The following is a 17,927-nucleotide window of genomic DNA, read 5'->3' as shown; positions in this document are numbered from 1 at the left end:
TCCGCAAGGGGTCAGAGGCGATGATTTCTACGGCCGACCGTCAGAAGAGGCGCCGCCACATGCCGCCACATTATGCAGCCGACCTCGCCCCAACGTGTCCCATCGGACCTTGCCACCCTGGGGCGAAGCGGGGGAAAAGGACGCAGCCGGGGGATTCATGCGCCAGACGCCGACCAATAACACGCTGTTCTACGGCGACAACCTGACCATACTGCGCGAACATGTGGCCGATGAGAGCGTGGACCTGATCTATCTGGACCCGCCGTTCAACTCGAACGCCAACTACAATGTCCTGTTTCGGGCGCCGGGCGGGGAGCAGTCGCAGAGCCAGATCGAGGCGTTCGAGGACACCTGGCACTGGAACGTCACGGCCGAGCGCGCCTATGCCGAGGTGCTGCAATCGGGCAATTCGGACGCCGCCAACATGCTGTCGGCCATGCGGTCCTTCCTGGGGACCAATGACATGATGGCCTATCTTTCCATGATGGCGGTGCGTCTGCTGGAACTGCACCGGGTGCTGAAGCCGACGGGGTCGCTGTATCTGCACTGCGACCCCACGGCGAGCCATTATCTGAAGTTGCTGCTGGATGCTGTGTTTGGGCCGAAATTTTATAAAAACGAAATCATTTGGAAAAGAACTAGCTCACATGGAGATGCATCAACCGGATATGGCGATGTAACGGATACTATCCTGTTTTATTCCAAAACAGAAAAACCGACTTGGAACCGGCAATTCATAGAATTATCTCAAAAACATACCGATAGCAAATATACATCGATAGATCAAAGCGGACGCCGATACACAACGCGCGACTTGAGAAGCCCCAGCCCTCGTCCAAATCTGACCTATGAATACAAGGGATTTCAACCCCACCCTAACGGCTGGTCAATTTCTCGCGAACTAATGGCCGAGTATGACGCCAAAGGCCTTCTTCACTTCCCGAAGTCTGCAGAAGGTCGCATTAGAATGAAAATCTTCCTCGACGAGAGACGAGGAAAGCCGCTGCAGAATCTGTGGGACGACATTTCTCCTATCAACTCGCAAGCCCAGGAACGCCTCGGCTATCCCACCCAAAAACCGGTCGCGTTGCTCGAACGCATCCTCGCGGCCTCGTCTAACGAGGGCGACGTGGTGCTCGACCCCTTCTGCGGCTGCGGCACCACGGTCCATGCGGCGCAGAAGATGAACCGGCGCTGGATCGGCATCGACGTCACCCATCTGGCGGTCGGCCTGATTCAGCGGCGGCTGCGGGACGCCTTTCCCTTGGCGCAATTCCAGGTTCTGGGCACGCCCCGCGACCTGGACGCCGCCAAGGCCCTGGCCCAGGCCGACAAGCACCAGTTCCAGCTGTGGGCCCTATCGATGATCGACAACGCCGTGCCCTACAAGGGCGGACGCAAGGGCGCCGACGGCGGGGTGGACGGCTATGTCTATTTCCAGGTTCCGTCCGACGACGGGGCGGGCTCCAAGACCGTTACGGGCAAGGCCATCGTCTCGGTCAAGGGCGGCGGGGTCTCGGACCCCCAGGTCAAGGATCTGATCACCACCATCGACCACGAGGGCGCGCAGATGGGTCTGTTCGTCACCCTGCTGCCGCCTACGAAGCCGATGGTGGCGCGGGCGGCGGCGGCGGGCTTCTACGAAGCCGGAGGGCGGACCTATCCGAAGGTGCAGATTCTGACCATCGAACAGTTGTTCGACGGCAAACGGCCCGAAATGCCCTGGCTCGATCCCAGCGTATTCAAGAAGGCAAAGCGCGAGGCCGCCCCGAACACCCAGGGCACACTGCTTTAGAACGCCTCCCAGCCGTCCTCGTCCGGGGCGGCGGAGGGGGCGGGGGCGGCGCCGCCGCGGCCGACGCTCTTCAAGGCCGTGACGGCGGCCGAGGGGGACGGCGGGGGCGTGACCGCGACGGGCGTCGGGGTGGAACTGCGGGCGGCGGCGGGGGCGGCGGCGCCGACCTTGAAGCGGGCGACGGCGGCGTGCAGGCCGTCGGCCTCCTGGGACAGGGCGTGGCTGGCGGCGGTGGACTGTTCGACCATGGCGGCGTTCTGCTGGGTCATCTGGTCCATCTGATTGACGGCCGTATTGACCTCGGCCAGGCCGGTGGCCTGTTCGGCGGCCGAGGCGGAGATGTCGGTCACCAGGCTTTCGATCTGGGCGACATGGGCCACGATCCGGTCCAGGGCTGCGCCGGTCTCGGTCACCAGTTTGACGCCCGATCCGACCTGGGCGGTCGATTGGGTGATCAACCCCTTGATCTCCTTGGCGGCGTCGGCCGAGCGTTCGGCCAGGGCGCGCACCTCGGAGGCCACCACGGCGAAGCCGCGGCCGCTTTCGCCGGCCCGCGCCGCCTCGACCCCGGCGTTCAGGGCCAGGAGATTGGTCTGGAAGGCGATCTCGTCGATGACGCCGATGATCTGGCTGATCTGGCTGGACGAGCGTTCGATCTCGCCCATGGCGGCGACGGCGTCGCGCACCACCGAACCGCTCTTGTCGGCGTCGTCGCGGGCGGCCTGAACGGCGCCGGCGGCCTGGACCGCGCCTGAGGCGGTGGCGCGCACCGTGGCCGTGACCTGATCCAGGGCGGCGGCGGTCTCCTCCAGGCTGGCGGCCTGCTGTTCGGTGCGGCGCGACAGGTCGTCGGCGGCCTTGGCGATTTCGGCGGCGCCCGCATTGATGGCGCCCGTATTGGCGGCGATGGTGGCGATGGCCTGTTGCAGCCCGTCCACCGCCCCGTTGAAGTCGGTGCGCAGCCGTTCATAGGCGGCCGGGAAGGGATCGACGATGCGATAGGTCAGGTCGGCGCGCGCCAGGGCCTCCAGCCCATGGCCCAGGCCGGCGACGATGGCGGCCTGTTCGCGGGCGGTCGCCTCGCGCGTCGCCTCCTCGGCGCGGCGGCCCTGTTCGTCCTTCAGCCGCAGTTGTTCGGCCTGATCGGCCTCGGCCCGGACGCGGGCGGCGATCAGGGCCTGGATGTCGACCACGGCGCGGGCGATGTCGCCGATCTCGTCCTTGCGGGCGGCCTCGCCCAGTTTGACCTCGGTCCGGCCCTGGGCCAGGGCGCGCAGATCGTCGGTCAGGCGGCGGATCGGCGCCACCATGCCGCGCACCCCCGCCAGGATCAGGCCGGCGCTGATCAGCATGGCGGCGATGACGGCCGCGATCATGACGATGCGGCTGACGGCGGCCGTCGCCTCGGCGGCGGCGGCGTCGGACTGGGCCTCGGCCTCGATCTTCTCGGCGGCGGCGCCCATGGCGGTTTCCAGCACGCCGAACTGTTCCTGGAACTCGCCCATGCGCCGCTGGGCGGCGGCGGGATCGGCTTCAGCCAGATCGACCATCTGGCCCGCAGCCTGGACATAGGTGCGAAGCGGCGCCTCCACCTCCTGAAGCGCAGCCTTCAGCTCGGGATCGGTGGCCAGCTGCGTGTTTTCGGCGACGGCGGCCTCGAACGTCTCGCGGTGCTCCTTCAACCCGGCCTTCATCTCGGCGGGATCGACGCCGTTGGCCGGGTCCGACGACAGCAGCGCCCCGAAGACGTCGGAGCGCAGGGCGTCGTGCATCATGTCGGCCTGCATATGGTTGCGCAGGATCGAGGCCGAGACCGTCGCCCGGTCCAGGGCGTCGCCCAGGTCGGCGTTCATCTTCAACCCCAGGCCGGCGGTGCCGACGGAGAGGACCAGGACCGCGATCCCGGTCGCCGTCACCTTCTTGCCGATCGTCCAGTTCATCGCGCGCGCTCCCACACAATTCCGAACGGGGTTACGGGAGTTTGGGTTAACGCGCCGTTGCCGGTCCGATACGGCTTGCCCCCAATGTAATGCGAAGGTCCGTGTTCACCTTCCGAAGCTAGGCTGGAGGTTCAACATCACGGACTTCCGGCCATGCAGAATGCTAAGCCCCGCTCCCTTCTCCGCCGTCTGGCGGCCCTGGCCGGTCTGGCCGCCGTCGCGGCGCCGACCTTCGCCCTGGCCCAGGCCGAGACGGAGATCGAACCGACCTGGGCCTTCGCGGCCGAATACACCGCCGACGTCACGGGCGTCGTCTCGGGCGGGGCCGCGCGGGCGGGCCGCTATCTGGACAATCTGAGCGTCAGCCTGGACGGGGATCTGGAACGGGCCTGGGGCTGGCGCGGCGCGCGGCTGCATCTGTCGGGCCTTTACAACGGCGGGGGCGAGCCCAACGCCCTGGCCGGAACCCTGCAAGGGGTCGACAATATCGAGGTCGCCGCCCAGGGCGCACGACTGTATGAGGCCTGGATCGAACAGGACCTGGGCTGGGGAAGCCTGCTGGGCGGGCTTTATGATCTGAACAGCGAATTCTACGCCACCGAGGCCTCGGGCCTGCTGCTGGCGCCGCCGTTCGGCATCGGCTCGGAACTGGCCTCCACCGGTCCGAACGGCCCGGCCATCTTCCCCTCCACCTCCCTGGCGGCGCGGCTGCGGATCGGGGACGTCGAGACCTTTTACGCTCAAGGCGCGGTGGTGAACGCCGACGCCCGCACCATCGGCGACCGGGGCGGGGTGGCCACCACCCTGGATCACGGCGTCCTGGGCATCGTCGAGGTCGGGGGCCGCGTCAACGGGGCGGGCCGCTACGCCGTCGGCGTCTGGCGCTATGACCAGCATCAGGACGACATCCGCGACCTGACGCCCGACGGCGAACCGGCCCAGAGCCTGGCGCGCGGCGCCTACGCCCTGGCCGAGGGGCGGGTCTATGGGACGGCGAACCCGGACGGGCCCCAGGTCGATCTGTTCGGCCGGATCGGCGCCTCGGACGGGGACACCACCGATTTCGAAGGCGGCTGGCAGGCCGGCGTCCTGGTCAGCCAGGTCTGGGCGGGCCGCCCCGACAGCCAGGTCTCCTTGGGCGTCCATCAGGGCTGGCTGTCCGACAAGGGCCGCGCCAACATCGCCGACGCCGGCGACGACCCCGCCCATTACGAAGAGGGGCTGGAACTGACCTACGCCGACCGGATCGGCCGTTTCACCCTCCAGCCGGACGTCCAGCTGATCCGCTACGCCGGGGGTCTGCGCGACGCCGACACGGTGGTGGTGGTCGCGCTGCGGATCACGACCGCCCTCTATTAATCCACCACGGCGCGGGCGGGGTCGAAGCCGACCACCTCGCGGATCACGATCATGCTGCGATAGCTGCGGACCCCCTTTTCCGGGACCAGTTCGCGGATGCCGAAGGCTTCGTAATCGGCCATGGTCGGGACGGCCACGGTCAGCAGATAGTCGGTCTCGCCCGTCACGTCCCAGGCGCCCTGGACCTCGGGACTGGCCCTCATGGCCTGCTGGAAGGCGGTCATGACCTTGCGATCCTGAGTGTTCATCTCGACCAGCACATGCAGGACGATGCGCGGCTTGATCCGGGCCGGATCGACCAGGGCGACGTCGGCGACGATGACCCCTTCGGCCCGGAGGCGCCGCATCCGCCGCAGCACCGCCGATTCCGACAGGCCCACCGCCTGGGCCGTGACCCGCGCCGGCTCCTGATTGTCGCGCCGCGCCCGCGCCAGCAGCCGCCGGTCAAACTCGTCCAGGGTGACGAAATCCGTCATATCATGCTCTTTAACGCCGCTTTTCGGCGCAAGGAGGCCGGAAATCGGCGAGATACGCAAGCGGCTTTGGGCTATCTCTCGTCCCATGACCGCGCCCAGCCTGAGCCCGAGCCTGCAGTCCCCGCTGATCGCGCGGCTGATCCCCTACGCCGCCCTGTTCGCGGGGATGATGATCCTGGCGGGGGGCACATCCTTCGCCAAGAGCCTGTTTCCGGTGATCGGGGCGCAGGGGGCCACCGCCTATCGCGTCGGGATCTCGGCCCTGCTGCTGGTTCTGGTGTTCCGGCCCTGGCGGTTCGCCCTGACCCGGGCCGATCTGAAGGCCGTCGTCCTGTACGGCGCCGTCCTGGGGGCCATGAATCTGAGCTTCTACATGGCGCTGCGCACCATTCCGCTGGGCGTGGCCATCGCCATCGAATTCATCGGGCCGCTCAGCCTGGCCCTGATCCATTCGCGCCGGCCGATCCATTTCGTCTGCGTCGGTTTCGCTGTGCTGGGCCTGGGCCTGCTGCTGCCGCTGAAGGGCGGAGCGGGATCGCTGGACCCGGTCGGCGTGGCCCTGGCCGCCTTCGCCGGCCTGTGCTGGGCGCTGTACATCATCTTCGGCAAGCGGCTGACCCATTTGCATCCGGGCCAGTCGGTGGCCCTGGGCATGAGCGTGGCGGCGATGGTCGTCGTCCCCTTCGGCCTCGCCCACGCCGGGGCGGCCCTGTTCAACCCGGCCATCGTCGTCGCCGGCCTGGCGGTGGCGATCTTCTCCAGCGCCCTGCCCTATTCGCTGGAGATGGTGGCCCTGCGCGGCATTCCCAAACGCACCTTCGGCGTGGTGCTCAGCGCCGAACCCGCCATCGGCGCCCTGGCCGGCCTGATCGTCCTGCACGAACATCTGACCGGCCAGCAATGGATCGCCATCGCCGCCATCGTCATCGCCTCGGTCGGGGCCATCGCGACGACGCGGGAGACGCCGGTCGCAGGAGATCCGGTTTAACCCCCCCTTCACCCCCCGTTAACCATGATGGCGCAAACGGTTAACGCCTGTTTCTGGGGTTCGTCTTGCATAATCTCGTCGCCGCCGTCGAAGCGATCGACCCCCTGGTCGTCACCGGCAAGGTCGCGGGGGTGTCGGGCCTGCTGATCGAGTCGCGAGGCGGCCTGTCGCGGCTGGCGGTCGGGGCGCGGGCCGAGATCGGGCGGCGCGGGCTGGAGCCCCTGCCGGCCGAGGTGGTGGGGTTCCGCGACGCCAAGGCCCTGTTGATGCCGTTCGGCCCGGTCGAGGGGGTGGCGCCCGGCGCCGAGATCCGCATCGTCGACCAGGCCGCCAGCGTGCGCCCGACCACCGCCTGGCTGGGCCGCATCATCGACGCCTTCGGCAATCCCATCGACGGCCTGGGCCCCCTGCCCCAGGGGCCGGCGCCCTATCCCCTGCGCACGCCGCCGCCCCCGGCCCATTCGCGCGGCCGGGTGGGCGAGCGGCTGGACCTGGGGGTCAGGGCCATGGACGTCTTCACCACCACCTGCCGGGGCCAGCGGCTGGGCATCTTCGCGGGTTCCGGCGTGGGCAAGTCGGTGCTTTTGTCCATGCTGGCCAAACAGGCCAGCTGCGACGCGGTCGTGGTCGGCCTGATCGGCGAACGGGGCCGCGAAGTGCGCGAGTTCGTTGAAGAGACCCTGGGCGAAGAGGGGCTGAGACGCGCCGTCGTCGTGGTCGCCACCAGTGACGAGCCGGCCCTGAAACGCCGCCAGTCGGCCTATATGACCATGGCCATCGCCGAGTTCCTGCGTGATCAGGACCTGGAGGTCCTGTGCCTGATGGACAGCGTCACCCGTTTCGCCATGGCCCAGCGCGAGATCGGCCTGGCGGCGGGCGAGCCGCCGACGACCAAGGGCTATACCCCCACCGTCTTCACCGAACTGCCCAAGCTCTTGGAGCGGGCCGGGCCGGGGCCGATCCGGCCCGACGGCACGACGGCCGCGCCCATCACCGCCCTGTTCACCGTCCTGGTGGACGGGGGCGACCATGACGAGCCCATCGCCGACGCCGTGCGCGGCATTCTGGACGGCCATATCGTGATGGACCGTAAGATCGCCGAGCGCGGGCGTTTCCCCGCCATCGACGTGCTGAAATCCGTCAGCCGGACCATGCCCGCCTGCCAGACCCTGCCCGAGCGCGAGCTGAACAAGCGCGCCCGCCAGTGTCTGTCGGCCTATGGCAATATGGAGGAGCTGATCAAGATCGGCGCCTACCGCACCGGCGCCGACCCGATCGTGGACCGGGCCATCGCCCTGAACCCCGCGCTGGAAGAGTTTCTGAGCCAGGACAAGGACGACGTCACCCGTCTTTCCGATTCCTTTACCCGGCTGGAGACTATTCTGAACCAAGGCATGATCAGAGAGTGACGAAATGACCGCTTGGGCCCAATCCCTGATCCGCATCTCCAACTATGAGGTCGAAACCCTGCAAAAGCGCCTGGCCGAGGTCAGCGCACGCCGGGCCACGGCCGAGATGCGGCTGGCGGTTCTGGACGCCGAGGTCGAGGTGGAGCGCGAGCGCGCACGCCTGGACGCCGACGCCAATATGATGCTGGCCGCCTATCTGAACGGCTGGAAGGCCCGCCGCGCCGCCGCCGAAAGCGATCTGAGCGTCATCGACGCCGAAGAGGCCGGGGCCCGCGACGCCCTGACGGGCGCCTTCGAAGAGCTGAAGAAGTTCGAACACGTCGCCGAAACCACCCGGCTGAACAAGCTGATCGCCATCGCCAAGCGCGAAACCGCCGCCTTCGACGAGCTGGGCCTGCGGAAGCGTGCGGTCTGAGGACTCTCAGACCTTCCCCCGCTTGCGGGGGAAGTGTCAGCTCGTCGAGCGGAGCGAGACGGCTGACGATGGGGGAAGTCTTCTGTTGAGCAGCACGTCCCTCTCCGATCCTGGTTCGCTTCGCGAACGCCGGGCCACCTCTCCCGCAAGCGGGAGAGGGTTTGGTCTCTCTCGCCGCGCCGTGATCGCCTCGTCGCTGGCCCTGGCCGCCTGCGACCGCACCTCGGCCGAACCGACGCCGCCGAACCTTCCCGCGCTGAAGTCCGTCGCCCCCGCCCCGTTCGGCACGGCGATCAAGGCGATGCAGATCGACGACCCCGACTGGGTCGCCCTGGCCCGCGCCCAGGTCTGTCAACTCACGCCCGAGTGGGAGATGAAGATGGAATATGTCCTGGCCGACGGGCTGGACCGGCCCCGGTTCGACCGGTCGGACCGGATCGCCGCCTTCGCTGCCCGCAACGGCATGGCCCTGCACGGCCACACCCTGATCTGGTATTCGCAAGGGGCCGAGGCCTTTGCGGGCCTGTCCGGCGCGGCCTTCGACCGGGCCTTCGACGGCTATGTCGCCGCCGTGGCCGGCCGGTATCGCGGCAAGGTCCGCAGCTGGGACGTGGTCAATGAGCCGATTCTGGACGACGGCTCGGGCCTGCGCGACTGCCACTGGAGCGCCCGATACGGCCACGACGGCTATATTCTGCGCGCCTTCGAACAGGCGCGGGCGGCCGATCCGGACGCGGTGCTGTTCCTCAACGAATACAATCAGGAAAGCGTGCCGGCCAAGGGCATCCAGTTCCTGAAACTGGTCGAGCGGCTGTTGAAGGCGGGGTGTCCGCTTCAGGGGCTGGGGCTGCAGTCGCATCTTTGGATCGACATCCCCGAGGGGGCGATCAGCACCTTCATGCGCGAGGCGGCCCAGTTCGGCCTGCCGATCCATGTGTCGGAGCTGGACTGCACCTTGCGGACCGAGAACCGGCTGGACCTGCGCGGCGCAGGTCAGCGCACGGCCTTGCAGACGGCGCGGGTGCGGGAGTTGGCGGAAGCCTTTACAGCCCTGCCGGCGGCCCAGAGGTTCGCCTTCACCGTCTGGGGTCTGCGCGACACCGACAGCTGGTATCGTCAGGGCGACAAGGACGACGGGCGCGACCGGCCCCTGCCCTTCGACGGCGCGGGACGACCGGGGCCGATGGCGGCGGCCCTGGCCCAAGGGTTCGCTTAAAGTCGGGGGAAAAGACCGGCTTCGGGCGGTCGGCCGGGAGACCGCCCGAAGTCGGATCAGGGTCTCAGGACTTCTTCTTGGCCGTTTGAGCCGGGGTCTCGGCGCGCTGATGACGGCTGTGGCGGGCCGGACGCTGCGGACGGGCGGCCGAGGTCGTCGAATGGGCGGTCGAGGCGGTCGCGGCCGGGGCGCGGCCAGCGGCGGCGGCCGAAGCGGGGGCCGAGGCGGGGACGGTTCCGGCGAAGGCGGCGCCGCTGCTCAGGGCGACGACGGCCAGGGCGCCCAGGACGGCGGAGGTGCGGAAGGATTTCATCTGAAGTCTCTCTGTGTTGAGAACGTCCGTTCGTTTCGGACGACCCGTTTCTCGACGCCGGCTCCGGCGGGCGATGGGCGGTTCGGTGTCGGCCCGTGTCGGCGGGGCGGAGATTTGTGTCCGACTGTGTCGGCCGCCTTTTCGCCATCAGCCGGGCGGACAGAGACGACCGACCCGCCACGCTGAACCCGCCCCATGACCGCCGCCCCGCCCGTGCTTCTGGTCGTCGACGACGACCGCGATATCCGCACCCTTCTGGCCGATCATCTGGAGCAGCACGGCTTTCGCACCTTAAAGGCGGCCGACGGCCGGGCGGCCAAGGCGGCGCTGGAGGCCGGGCCGGTCGATCTGGTGGTGCTGGACCTCAATCTGCCGGACGAGGACGGCCTTAGCCTGTGCCGCGCCATCCGGGCGACGTCGCGGACCCCGGTCATCATGCTGACGGCGCGGGGCGATCCGATCGACCGGATCGTGGGGCTGGAGATGGGGGCCGACGACTATATGGCCAAGCCGTTCGAGCCGCGCGAGCTGGTGGCCCGCATCCGCACCGTCCTGCGCCGCGCCCGCCCGGAGGCCGAGCCGGTCCAGGGGCGCTGCGCCCAGTTCGCCGGCTGGTCCCTGGACGTCGCCGCCCGCAGCCTGACGGCGCCGGACGGGCGGGTGGCGCCCTTGTCCGGGGCGGATTTCGACCTGCTGCACGCCCTGGTCCGAAATGGCGGGCGGCCCCTGTCGCGCGAGCGCATCCGCGCCCTGTCCACCGTCGCCGACGCCGACGACCGGGCGGTCGATCTGAGGGTCAGCCGCCTGCGCCAGAAGCTGGGCGACGACGCCAAGAACCCGGTCCTGATCCGCACGGTGCGCAGCCTGGGCTATATGTTGTCGGGCCCGGTGACGTGGCGCGCCTAGGCCGGGGCTCGAAGCGGGGGCTGGGCGGCGCCGTCGACGGATCGACGGTCCGGCTGTTCGCCCTGGTCCTGGTCGGGGCCCTGGCGGCGGCGGCGGTGACCTTTCTGGCGCTTCAGCTGGGCCGCCATCACTGGCTGAAACAGGCCCATGACTTCACCACGGCCGAGCGGATCGGCGACCTGGCCCAGGCCGACGACGATCCGGCCGCCGCCGTGGCCGTGGCCCTGACCCCGGCCGACGGACAGCGGCGCGGGCCGCCCGACCCCGCCCTGACCCAGGCGGTGGCCCAGGCCCTGGCCCGACGCGGCGTGACCGGGGTCAAGGTGCGGGCCTATGAGGCGGCCAAGGCCGCCTGCGGCGCCCCGGCGGACGCGGCCCTGCGCTGTCGCATCCTGACCCTGGACCCCCAGGACGGGACGGCCGTGGCCCCGGTGGCGGTCAGCCTGCCGCCCGCCCCGCGCCCGTGGAATCTGGGGCGGGACAGCGCCCTGCTGCTGGCCGTGGGTCTGGCGACTGTGGCGGCGACGGCCTGGCTGGCGTCACGCCGGGCGGCGGCGCCCCTGGCGCGGCTGTCGGCCGGGGCCGAGGCCCTGGGCCGCGACCTGGACGGCCCGCCCCTGGCGGTGGAGGGGACGCGCGAGGTGCGCCAGGCGGCCCTGGCGCTGAACGCCATGCAGACCCGGCTTCAGGCCCTGATCGCCGAGCGGGCCCGCGTCCTGGCCGCCGTGGCCCACGATCTTCAGACGCCCCTGACCCGGCTGAGGCTGCGGGTCGAAAAGGTGGCGGACGAGACCCTGCGCGCTCAGCTGATTGCGGATCTGGCGGCCATGCAGCATCTGGTCCGCGAGGGGCTGGACCTGGCGCGGCTGGAGACCCGGATCGAGCCGGTCGTCCCGGTCGATCTGGACGCCCTGCTGTCGGCCCTGTGCGAGGATGCGGCCGAGGCGGGACAGCCGGTCGTCTTCGTTAAGGGCTGCGGGGCGGTGCGGCCGACCCGGCCCCTGGCTCTGAGGCGGTGCCTGACCAATCTGATCGACAACGCCGTGCGCCACGGCGGCGATGCGGCGGTCCGGGCCGAGGTCGAGGGCGAGACGGTGCGTCTGATCGTCCGCGACCACGGGCCGGGCGTTCCCGAAGACCGGCTGGAGGCCCTGTTCGAGCCCTTCTACCGGCTGGACCCGTCGCGGTCGCGCGACAGCGGCGGCTCGGGCCTGGGCCTGACCATCGCCCGCCGCATGGCCGAGATCGCCGGCGGCCGCCTGACCCTGGCCAATGCGGCGGACGGGGGAATGGAGGCGACGGTGACCTTCGCGCCGGACGAAGAACGGGGCTGATCGACAGGTGTCGGCCAACCCTTGAGTTCCCATATTGGAAACTTCTCCTTGTTTCCAGATTGGAAACATGCGATACGAACCCATGAACGTGATCGCGAAATCAGCCCTGGTGAAGTTCTGGGAGGCCCAGCCGAAGGGCAAGCCCCAGGATACGGCGAAGGCGGCGATGATCGAGTGGCACACTGCCGCCTCGGATGCCGACTGGAACAACTTCGCAGAGCTGAAGGCCACCTTCAGCAGCGCCGACTATGTGGTGGACGGCAAGATCGTCTTCGACGTGGGCGGCAACAAATACCGGATCGTCGGTCTGGTGGGGTTTCGGGCCAAGAGGATTTTCATCCTCTTCGTCGGGACTCACGCTGAATACGACAAGATCGATGTGGCGAAACTATAGGATTGGAGAGAGCGACGATGACGATGGACATAAGCACGATCCGCACCCTGGCTGACGAGGCCGAATACCAAGCGGCGCTGAAGGCGGTGCGGCCCTATTTCGAGAACGAACCTGCTGAAGGCTCCGAGGCGGCCGCCCATTACGACGCCCTGGTCCTGCTGATCGAGGACTATGAGCGCCGGCACTATCCAATCCCACGGGCCGAGCCGGTCGATGTGCTGAAGTTCGTCATGCAGGCGAACAACTATACGCAGTCAGATCTGACCGAGATCCTCGGCTCCAAGGCGCGCGCCTCCGAGCTGCTGAACGGCAAGCGGGAGATCAACCTCGATCAAATCCGAAAGATCAGCCGGGCTTGGCGGATTCCGGCCGGATCGCTTGTCGGCGACTTAGCCGCCTAACACGGTCAAGGGCGCCCATGTCCTCCACGCCAGGAACACAACTAGAAGCGACATCGGTCCTGCTCACCACCAGATCGCCCAGCTGCATCCGAACGCCCGGTTCGCAGCCTCTAAAGGCTTAAAGCCCTTTTCAGGAGACGCCCGTGCCCCTTTTCCTTCGCCTTCGTCGCGGCCGTCTCGCGGCCTCCGTCCTGGCCCTGGCTCTGGCCCCCGTCCTGGCGGCGGGCCCCCTCGCAGCCCAGGATCGGGCGCCGGACGTGGCCCGAATGGACCAGATCGTCCGGGCCTCCAGCGAGGCCGACGCCTTTTCCGGCGCCGTCCTGGTCGCGCGCGACGGGGAGATCCTGCTGGACCGGGGCTATGGTCTGGCGAACCGGGAATGGGGCGTCCCCAATGACGGCGACGTCAAATTCCGCCTGGGCTCGCTGAGCAAACAGTTCACGGCCGTCGCCGTCCTGCTGTTGAGCGAACAGGGCAAGGTCGATCTGGACGCCCCGATCAAGACCTGGCTGCCCGACGCCCCGGCCGCCTGGGACGCCGTCACCCCGCGCCGGCTTTTGAGCCACACCGCCGGCCTGCCCAACTTCACCACCTTTGCCGACTATGAGGCGCTGAAGACCCGGCCGGCCACGACGGCCCAGCTGATCGCCCGGTTCAGCGGGCGGCCCCTGGACTTCGCGCCGGGCGAAGGCTTCGCCTATTCCAACTCGGGCTATATCCTGCTGAGCGCGGTGATCGAAGCGGCCAGCGGTCAGACCTACGCCGACTTCATTCAACAGGCGCTGTTCACCCCGCTCGGCATGGCCGACAGCGGCTATGACCGGCACGACCGCATCCTGCCTCGACGCGCCTCGGGCTATACGAAGGAGGCGTCCGGCGTGGTCCACGCCGACTATGTGGACATGAGCATCCCCCTGGGCGCGGGCGCCCTGTACTCGACCACCCACGACCTCTTGAAATGGGAACAGGCCCTGTTCGGGGGCCGGGTCCTGAAGCCCCAGTCCCTGGCCGCCCTGACCACCCCGGTCAGGAACGGCTACGCCCTGGGTTTGGCCGCGACGCCGGACCGGAAGCTGGTCTGGCACAATGGGGCGATCGAGGGGTTCAACACCTATATGGCCTATGCGCCGGACGACCGGATCGCCGTCATCGTCCTGGCCAATCTGAACGGCCAGGCGCCCGACAAGCTGGGGCCGGACCTGATGACCCTGGCGCGCGGCGGGACCGTGACCCTGGCCTCGGAACGCCGCGTCGTGACCCTGCCGGCCGAGGCCCTGGCCGCCTATGTCGGGGTCTATTCCCTGTCGCCGACCTTCGCCCTGACGATCACCGCCGCAGAGGGCGGGCTGAAGGTCCAGGCCACCGGCCAGCCCGCCTTCGAGCTGAAGGCGCAAGGGGACGACGCCTTCTTCCTGACCGAGGTGGACGCCCAGATCACCTTCACCCGCGACGCCGAAGGCCGGGTCGACGGCCTGGTCCTGCACCAGGGCGGCCGCGACATGCCGGCGAAGCGGCAGTAGGCGCAAATAGAAAACGCCCGCCGGAGGGACCGGCGGGCGTTTTCAGGATCAGCACGGAGCGGCCGTTCAGGCGGCGACGCTGTTTCCGGCCTCGGCCGGGTCGCGCAGGACGTAGCCGCGGCCCCAGACGGTTTCGATATAGTGTTTGCCGTCGGCGGCGGTGGCCAGCTTCTTGCGCAGCTTGCAGATGAAGACGTCGATGATCTTCAGCTCGGGCTCGTCCATGCCGCCGTACAGGTGGTTCAGGAACATTTCCTTGGTCAGGGTCGTGCCCTTGCGGAGCGAGAGCAGCTCCAGCATCTGATATTCCTTGCCGGTCAGGTGGACGCGGTGACCGTTCACCTCCACCGTCTTGGCGTCCAGGTTCACGGCGATCTCGCCGGTGTGGATGATGGCCTGGGCGTGGCCCTTGGAGCGACGGACCACGGCGTGGGTGCGCGCGATCAGCTCGTCCTTGTGGAAGGGCTTGGTCAGATAGTCGTCGGCGCCGCCGCCGAAGGTCTTGACCTTGGTTTCGATCTCATGGGTGCCCGACAGGATCATGACCGGGGTGTTGATCTTGCCGACGCGCAGCTGACGCAGCACCTCAAGGCCGCTCATGTCCGGCAGGTTCAGGTCAAGCAGAATGAGGTCGTAGTCATAGATCTTGCCCAGATCGATGCCTTCTTCGCCCAGGTCGGTCGTATAGACATTGAAGCCTTCCGACTTCAGCATCAGCTCGATGCTCTGGGCGGTGGCGTGATCGTCTTCAATCAACAGGACGCGCATTCGTGCCCCTCCAGGCAAAAGCTTTGCGGTAATCACCCTGGCGCACGACCGGGTAACCTTGTTCGCAGGTTAAGACCCGAAAACCTTAAGAAGGGTTAACGGCGAGCTATGAGTCGTTCCTAAGCTGATTTGCGAATCGGCGTCGAGAGTCCCGAGTCAATGATTCGAAAATAATTAACCATGATGCGGACCGGACTCAGCCTGCGGCTCCCCGCGCAGAGCCGGTCGGAACGCGGATCCGCCCTGACGCAACCTCAAGTCCGATCCGGCGCCACGTCCGATTCTGACGCGGAGTAGGACGATATTCCTATCGTGACGCCGCGCCCGCCTAGGATGGGGCGTCGAGGTTCGTGAACGGGAGTGAGGCATGGTTGAGGCATACAGGGCGCCGGTTCGGGAGGCGGACCGGTGCAAGGCGGGGCTGGCCCTGCATCTGGTGGCGGCGCGGACCGGGGCCAGCCCGGACCGGATGACGGCCGGTCGGCGGATCGATCCGCTCAACGCCCGGTCGCGCTGGCTGGCCATGTATCTGGCCCACATCGCCTTCGGCTGGACGCTGGAGCGGGTCGGCCACGTCTTCGGGGTCAACCGCAGCACGGTGGGGGCGGCCTGCCGCTGGGTGGAGGACGAGCGCGACCGCCGGGCTGTGGACGAACTGCTGTCGCAGTTGGAGGCCTGTCTGACCACGGTCTACAGCGCGCCCCGCTGGGAGGCCGTGCAATGAGCCGGACGGTGGAGCGGGCGCGCTGTCTTCTGGCCCGGCCCGGCGCCTGGCTGGGCGCCGAACAGGGGGTCTATGCGCTGCGTCTGGGGCCGGACCGGCGGGGACGGATCAGCCTGACCCTGAGCGAGCCGGAGTTCCGCGCCCTGATCGAACGGCCGGGCCTGAGGCGGCGGCCGCAGGGCGGATGGACCGCGCGCGTCGGGGGCGAGGCGGCCCCCGGCAAGGCCGAAACCCCGCCGCCCGGCCGCCCCGGCTTCATCGCGGGCGAACGCGAGTTGATCGGAGCGGACGGGCGGATGGTCCGCCACGCCGCCAATCTGGGCGAAAGCCCGATCGCCTGGCTGGCGCGACGCAAGGATGCGGCCGGCCGCCCCTGGCTGAGCCCCGCCGAGGTCGCCGCCGGCGAACGGCTGAGGCGGGAGGTCGAACAGGCCGGCGCCGGCCCGGCCCTGACCATGGGCTGGGACGCCCTGCCCCGCGCCGGGTCGGGCGGAACGATGCGGGTCGAACCCGGCGACCGCGCCCTGTCGGCCGGACGACGGGTGGAGGCGGCCCTGTCCGCCGTCGGCCCGCGCCTGAGGCCGATGCTGACGCGGATCTGCATCCACGGCGACAGTCTGAAACTGGCCGAGACCGGCCTGGGCCTGCGCCGCCGCCAGGGCAAGACGGTGCTGAAACAGGCGCTGGCCGCCCTGGCCGATCACTACGGGATCGGCTGAGGTCAGAGGTATTTCATCCAGGGCCGGTCGCTGGCGCGCTTGATCCGGGCGAACCAGCGGCAGGCGAACCAGCAGGGGACGGCGACCACGGCGGCCAGGGCCAACAGGGCGGCGACGCCCGGCACGCTGAAGCCCTGGCCCTGATTGGGACCGAACAGGGCCCGGGCCGTCAGATTCAGCAGATGCAGGCCGTAGAGGTGGATCAGATAGAAGAACAGCGGCGCCCCCCCGAAGACCGCCAACAGACCGATCAGACGGTCCGAGGCCCGCTCCAGTCCCGCCAGGATCAGGGCCCCCAGGCCCAGGGTCAGCAGCAGAAAGTCGGCCGAGGGCGGATATTTGGTGACGTTCAGCACGCTCATCGCCGTCCGCAGCGGCGTGTCCTGCACGCTCCAGGGCGTCGGGTCGCCGTACAGATTGATCGACCTGAGCAGGGCGAACAGGGCCAGGGCGCCCAGGCCGGTGACGACCAGACGCCGGAGCCGCGCCCCCTGGGGCCCGACGAACCACGGCCCGATCGCATAGCCCAGGGCCGCCACCCCGATCCACGGCAGCAGGGGATAGGAGGTGCGAACCTGTCCGCCCCAGGGCAGGTCCATCAGGCTGCGGTCGTGCAGCACGGCCCACAGCACATGGGCCGGACCTTCGGCGAAGGCGATCGGGTCCAAGAGATTGTGGCCCAGGGCCAGGACCAGGCCGACGGCGATCAGCCAGGCGCGCGGTAGATGAGCCAGGCCCGCCAGGGCGATCATCGACAGCCCGATGACCCAGATCACCTGGAGATAGAGGATCGGCGGCGTCAGGGAGAAGCCCCAGGCGAAGTTGACCAGGGTCAGCTCCAGCACCACCAGGAACAGGCCCCGCTTCAGCAGAAAGGCCGAGGCCGCCCCGGCGGCGGACCCTCCGCTGACCTCGGCTGTCTTGTTTCCGTAGAGCCAGGCGCCCAGGCCCGTCAAAGCGACGAAGATCGGGGCGCACAGATGGGCCGACAGACGGGTGAAGAACAGGGCCGGATCGGTCGCCTCGACATTCATCGGGTCCGGGACCTGAGCGTGGAAATAGAAGAACTCGCGCGTGTGATCGACCAGCATCAGCAGGATGACCAGACCGCGCAGGGCGTCGATCGAACGAATGCGCGCGGCCGGGCGGACGGCCGGAACGGCGAGGGCGGAAACGGGAAGGGCGGCGGTTGACAGCATGAGGCGCGAACGGATAGCCGCTATAGTATAACGTTTCAACGGAGTTCGTCC

18 protein-coding genes are annotated in these 17,927 nt (G+C 68.6%); 13 read left to right on the top strand and 5 right to left on the bottom strand.

Annotation, left to right across the window (positions count from 1 at the left end; genetic code table 11):
* Positions 1-157 precede the first annotated feature (157 nt).
* On the top strand, positions 158-1,795 hold the full coding sequence (locus GGQ93_RS10205) for a DNA methyltransferase (RefSeq protein WP_183216777.1): 1,638 nt from the start codon (positions 158-160) through the stop codon (positions 1,793-1,795).
* On the opposite strand, the gene GGQ93_RS10200 is transcribed toward GGQ93_RS10205, so the two are convergent.
* Complete coding sequence (locus GGQ93_RS10200; protein ID WP_183216775.1) at positions 1,792-3,735, bottom strand: methyl-accepting chemotaxis protein; 1,944 nt, start codon at positions 3,733-3,735, stop codon at positions 1,792-1,794. The two genes, GGQ93_RS10205 and GGQ93_RS10200, sit on opposite strands and share 4 nt — an antisense overlap.
* A 153-nt stretch (positions 3,736-3,888) precedes the next feature.
* Here GGQ93_RS10200 and GGQ93_RS10195 point away from each other — a divergent pair, with 153 nt between their 5' ends.
* Positions 3,889-5,094, top strand: a complete 1,206-nt coding sequence (locus GGQ93_RS10195) for a carbohydrate porin (protein WP_183216773.1) — start codon at positions 3,889-3,891, stop codon at positions 5,092-5,094.
* Here the strand turns inward: GGQ93_RS10195 and GGQ93_RS10190 are convergent.
* Positions 5,091-5,570, bottom strand: coding sequence for an Lrp/AsnC family transcriptional regulator (locus GGQ93_RS10190; protein WP_182714391.1), 480 nt, complete (start codon positions 5,568-5,570; stop codon positions 5,091-5,093). The two genes, GGQ93_RS10195 and GGQ93_RS10190, sit on opposite strands and share 4 nt — an antisense overlap.
* Positions 5,571-5,655: 85 nt before the next feature.
* On the opposite strand from GGQ93_RS10190, the gene GGQ93_RS10185 reads away from it, so the two are divergent.
* The 4 genes from GGQ93_RS10185 (at position 5,656) to GGQ93_RS10170 (ending at position 9,598) form a co-directional block, all read left to right on the top strand.
* Entirely contained in the window at positions 5,656-6,558 is a 903-nt protein-coding gene (locus tag GGQ93_RS10185) for an EamA family transporter (protein WP_182714390.1), read from the top strand.
* A 65-nt stretch (positions 6,559-6,623) separates the two neighbouring features.
* Positions 6,624-7,967 carry a flagellar protein export ATPase FliI gene (fliI, locus tag GGQ93_RS10180; RefSeq protein WP_183216771.1) on the top strand — a complete coding sequence of 448 codons (1,344 nt, stop codon included), beginning with the start codon at positions 6,624-6,626 and terminating at the stop codon, positions 7,965-7,967.
* 4 nt (positions 7,968-7,971) lie between these two features.
* Positions 7,972-8,382 (top strand): flagellar export protein FliJ, encoded by a 411-nt coding sequence (locus GGQ93_RS10175; protein ID WP_054764866.1) that lies wholly within the window; start codon positions 7,972-7,974, stop codon positions 8,380-8,382.
* A 181-nt stretch (positions 8,383-8,563) separates the two neighbouring features.
* On the top strand, positions 8,564-9,598 hold the full coding sequence (locus tag GGQ93_RS10170) for an endo-1,4-beta-xylanase (RefSeq protein ID WP_224764344.1): 1,035 nt from the start codon (positions 8,564-8,566) through the stop codon (positions 9,596-9,598).
* Between the two features lie 64 nt (positions 9,599-9,662).
* On the opposite strand, the gene GGQ93_RS10165 is transcribed toward GGQ93_RS10170, so the two are convergent.
* Positions 9,663-9,911, bottom strand: a complete 249-nt coding sequence (locus GGQ93_RS10165) for a hypothetical protein (protein ID WP_183216767.1) — start codon at positions 9,909-9,911, stop codon at positions 9,663-9,665.
* Between the two features lie 195 nt (positions 9,912-10,106).
* On the opposite strand from GGQ93_RS10165, the gene GGQ93_RS10160 reads away from it, so the two are divergent.
* The 5 genes from GGQ93_RS10160 to GGQ93_RS10140 all read left to right on the top strand — a co-directional run bounded on the left by GGQ93_RS10160 (position 10,107) and on the right by GGQ93_RS10140 (position 14,466).
* The gene (locus GGQ93_RS10160) at positions 10,107-10,817 is read left to right on the top strand and encodes a response regulator (RefSeq protein ID WP_054764863.1); all 711 of its coding nucleotides are present in this window, start codon (positions 10,107-10,109) and stop codon (positions 10,815-10,817) included.
* Positions 10,805-12,151: an ATP-binding protein gene (locus tag GGQ93_RS10155; protein WP_183216765.1), complete on the top strand. Its 1,347-nt coding sequence runs from the start codon at positions 10,805-10,807 to the stop codon at positions 12,149-12,151. Before GGQ93_RS10160 ends, GGQ93_RS10155 begins: the two co-directional genes overlap by 13 nt.
* 82 nt (positions 12,152-12,233) lie before the next feature.
* On the top strand, positions 12,234-12,545 hold the full coding sequence (locus GGQ93_RS10150; protein ID WP_042823454.1) for a type II toxin-antitoxin system HigB family toxin: 312 nt from the start codon (positions 12,234-12,236) through the stop codon (positions 12,543-12,545).
* A 17-nt stretch (positions 12,546-12,562) separates the two neighbouring features.
* Positions 12,563-12,946, top strand: a complete 384-nt coding sequence (locus tag GGQ93_RS10145) for a helix-turn-helix domain-containing protein (RefSeq protein ID WP_152949606.1) — start codon at positions 12,563-12,565, stop codon at positions 12,944-12,946.
* 143 nt (positions 12,947-13,089) lie between these two features.
* A complete protein-coding gene (locus GGQ93_RS10140) occupies positions 13,090-14,466 on the top strand; it encodes a serine hydrolase (RefSeq protein ID WP_221233663.1) in 1,377 nt (458 codons plus the stop codon).
* 66 nt (positions 14,467-14,532) lie between these two features.
* On the opposite strand, the gene ctrA is transcribed toward GGQ93_RS10140, so the two are convergent.
* A complete protein-coding gene (gene ctrA, locus GGQ93_RS10135) occupies positions 14,533-15,234 on the bottom strand; it encodes a response regulator transcription factor CtrA (RefSeq protein WP_054764860.1) in 702 nt (233 codons plus the stop codon).
* A gap of 367 nt (positions 15,235-15,601) precedes the next feature.
* Between ctrA and GGQ93_RS10130 the strand changes: the two genes are divergently transcribed.
* Together GGQ93_RS10130 and GGQ93_RS10125 are read left to right on the top strand one after the other, a co-directional pair.
* On the top strand, positions 15,602-15,958 hold the full coding sequence (locus GGQ93_RS10130; RefSeq protein ID WP_152949605.1) for a chromosomal replication initiator DnaA: 357 nt from the start codon (positions 15,602-15,604) through the stop codon (positions 15,956-15,958).
* A complete protein-coding gene (locus GGQ93_RS10125; RefSeq protein WP_183216763.1) occupies positions 15,955-16,677 on the top strand; it encodes a DUF6456 domain-containing protein in 723 nt (240 codons plus the stop codon). The genes GGQ93_RS10130 and GGQ93_RS10125 overlap by 4 nt, the downstream gene beginning before the upstream one ends.
* 2 nt (positions 16,678-16,679) lie before the next feature.
* Here GGQ93_RS10125 and GGQ93_RS10120 read toward each other — a convergent pair whose 3' ends face one another.
* The gene (locus GGQ93_RS10120; protein WP_260171199.1) at positions 16,680-17,915 is read right to left on the bottom strand and encodes an acetyltransferase domain-containing protein; all 1,236 of its coding nucleotides are present in this window, start codon (positions 17,913-17,915) and stop codon (positions 16,680-16,682) included.
* Positions 17,916-17,927: the final 12 nt, after the last annotated feature.

This window comes from Brevundimonas aurantiaca, from assembly GCF_014199955.1.
Lineage (GTDB): Bacteria > Pseudomonadota > Alphaproteobacteria > Caulobacterales > Caulobacteraceae > Brevundimonas > Brevundimonas aurantiaca.
Note: the sequence above shows the minus strand (reverse complement) of the source record. Positions and strands in the feature narration are given on the sequence as shown.

Excerpts from the sequence above, each read along its gene's own strand:
- GGQ93_RS10175 (WP_054764866.1), top strand. The coding sequence starts at position 7,972 with ATGACCGCTTGGGCCCAATCCCTGATCCGCATCTCCAACTATGAGGTC.
- GGQ93_RS10185 (WP_182714390.1), top strand. The coding sequence starts at position 5,656 with ATGACCGCGCCCAGCCTGAGCCCGAGCCTGCAGTCCCCGCTGATCGCG.
- GGQ93_RS10125 (WP_183216763.1), top strand. The coding sequence starts at position 15,955 with ATGAGCCGGACGGTGGAGCGGGCGCGCTGTCTTCTGGCCCGGCCCGGC.
- GGQ93_RS10200 (WP_183216775.1), bottom strand. The coding sequence starts at position 3,735 with ATGAACTGGACGATCGGCAAGAAGGTGACGGCGACCGGGATCGCGGTC.
- GGQ93_RS10195 (WP_183216773.1), top strand. The coding sequence starts at position 3,889 with ATGCAGAATGCTAAGCCCCGCTCCCTTCTCCGCCGTCTGGCGGCCCTG.
- GGQ93_RS10190 (WP_182714391.1), bottom strand. The coding sequence starts at position 5,570 with ATGACGGATTTCGTCACCCTGGACGAGTTTGACCGGCGGCTGCTGGCG.
- GGQ93_RS10205 (WP_183216777.1), top strand. The coding sequence starts at position 158 with ATGCGCCAGACGCCGACCAATAACACGCTGTTCTACGGCGACAACCTG.
- GGQ93_RS10160 (WP_054764863.1), top strand. The coding sequence starts at position 10,107 with ATGACCGCCGCCCCGCCCGTGCTTCTGGTCGTCGACGACGACCGCGAT.
- GGQ93_RS10130 (WP_152949605.1), top strand. The coding sequence starts at position 15,602 with ATGGTTGAGGCATACAGGGCGCCGGTTCGGGAGGCGGACCGGTGCAAG.
- ctrA (WP_054764860.1), bottom strand. The coding sequence starts at position 15,234 with ATGCGCGTCCTGTTGATTGAAGACGATCACGCCACCGCCCAGAGCATC.
- GGQ93_RS10165 (WP_183216767.1), bottom strand. The coding sequence starts at position 9,911 with ATGAAATCCTTCCGCACCTCCGCCGTCCTGGGCGCCCTGGCCGTCGTC.
- GGQ93_RS10145 (WP_152949606.1), top strand. The coding sequence starts at position 12,563 with ATGACGATGGACATAAGCACGATCCGCACCCTGGCTGACGAGGCCGAA.
- GGQ93_RS10150 (WP_042823454.1), top strand. The coding sequence starts at position 12,234 with ATGAACGTGATCGCGAAATCAGCCCTGGTGAAGTTCTGGGAGGCCCAG.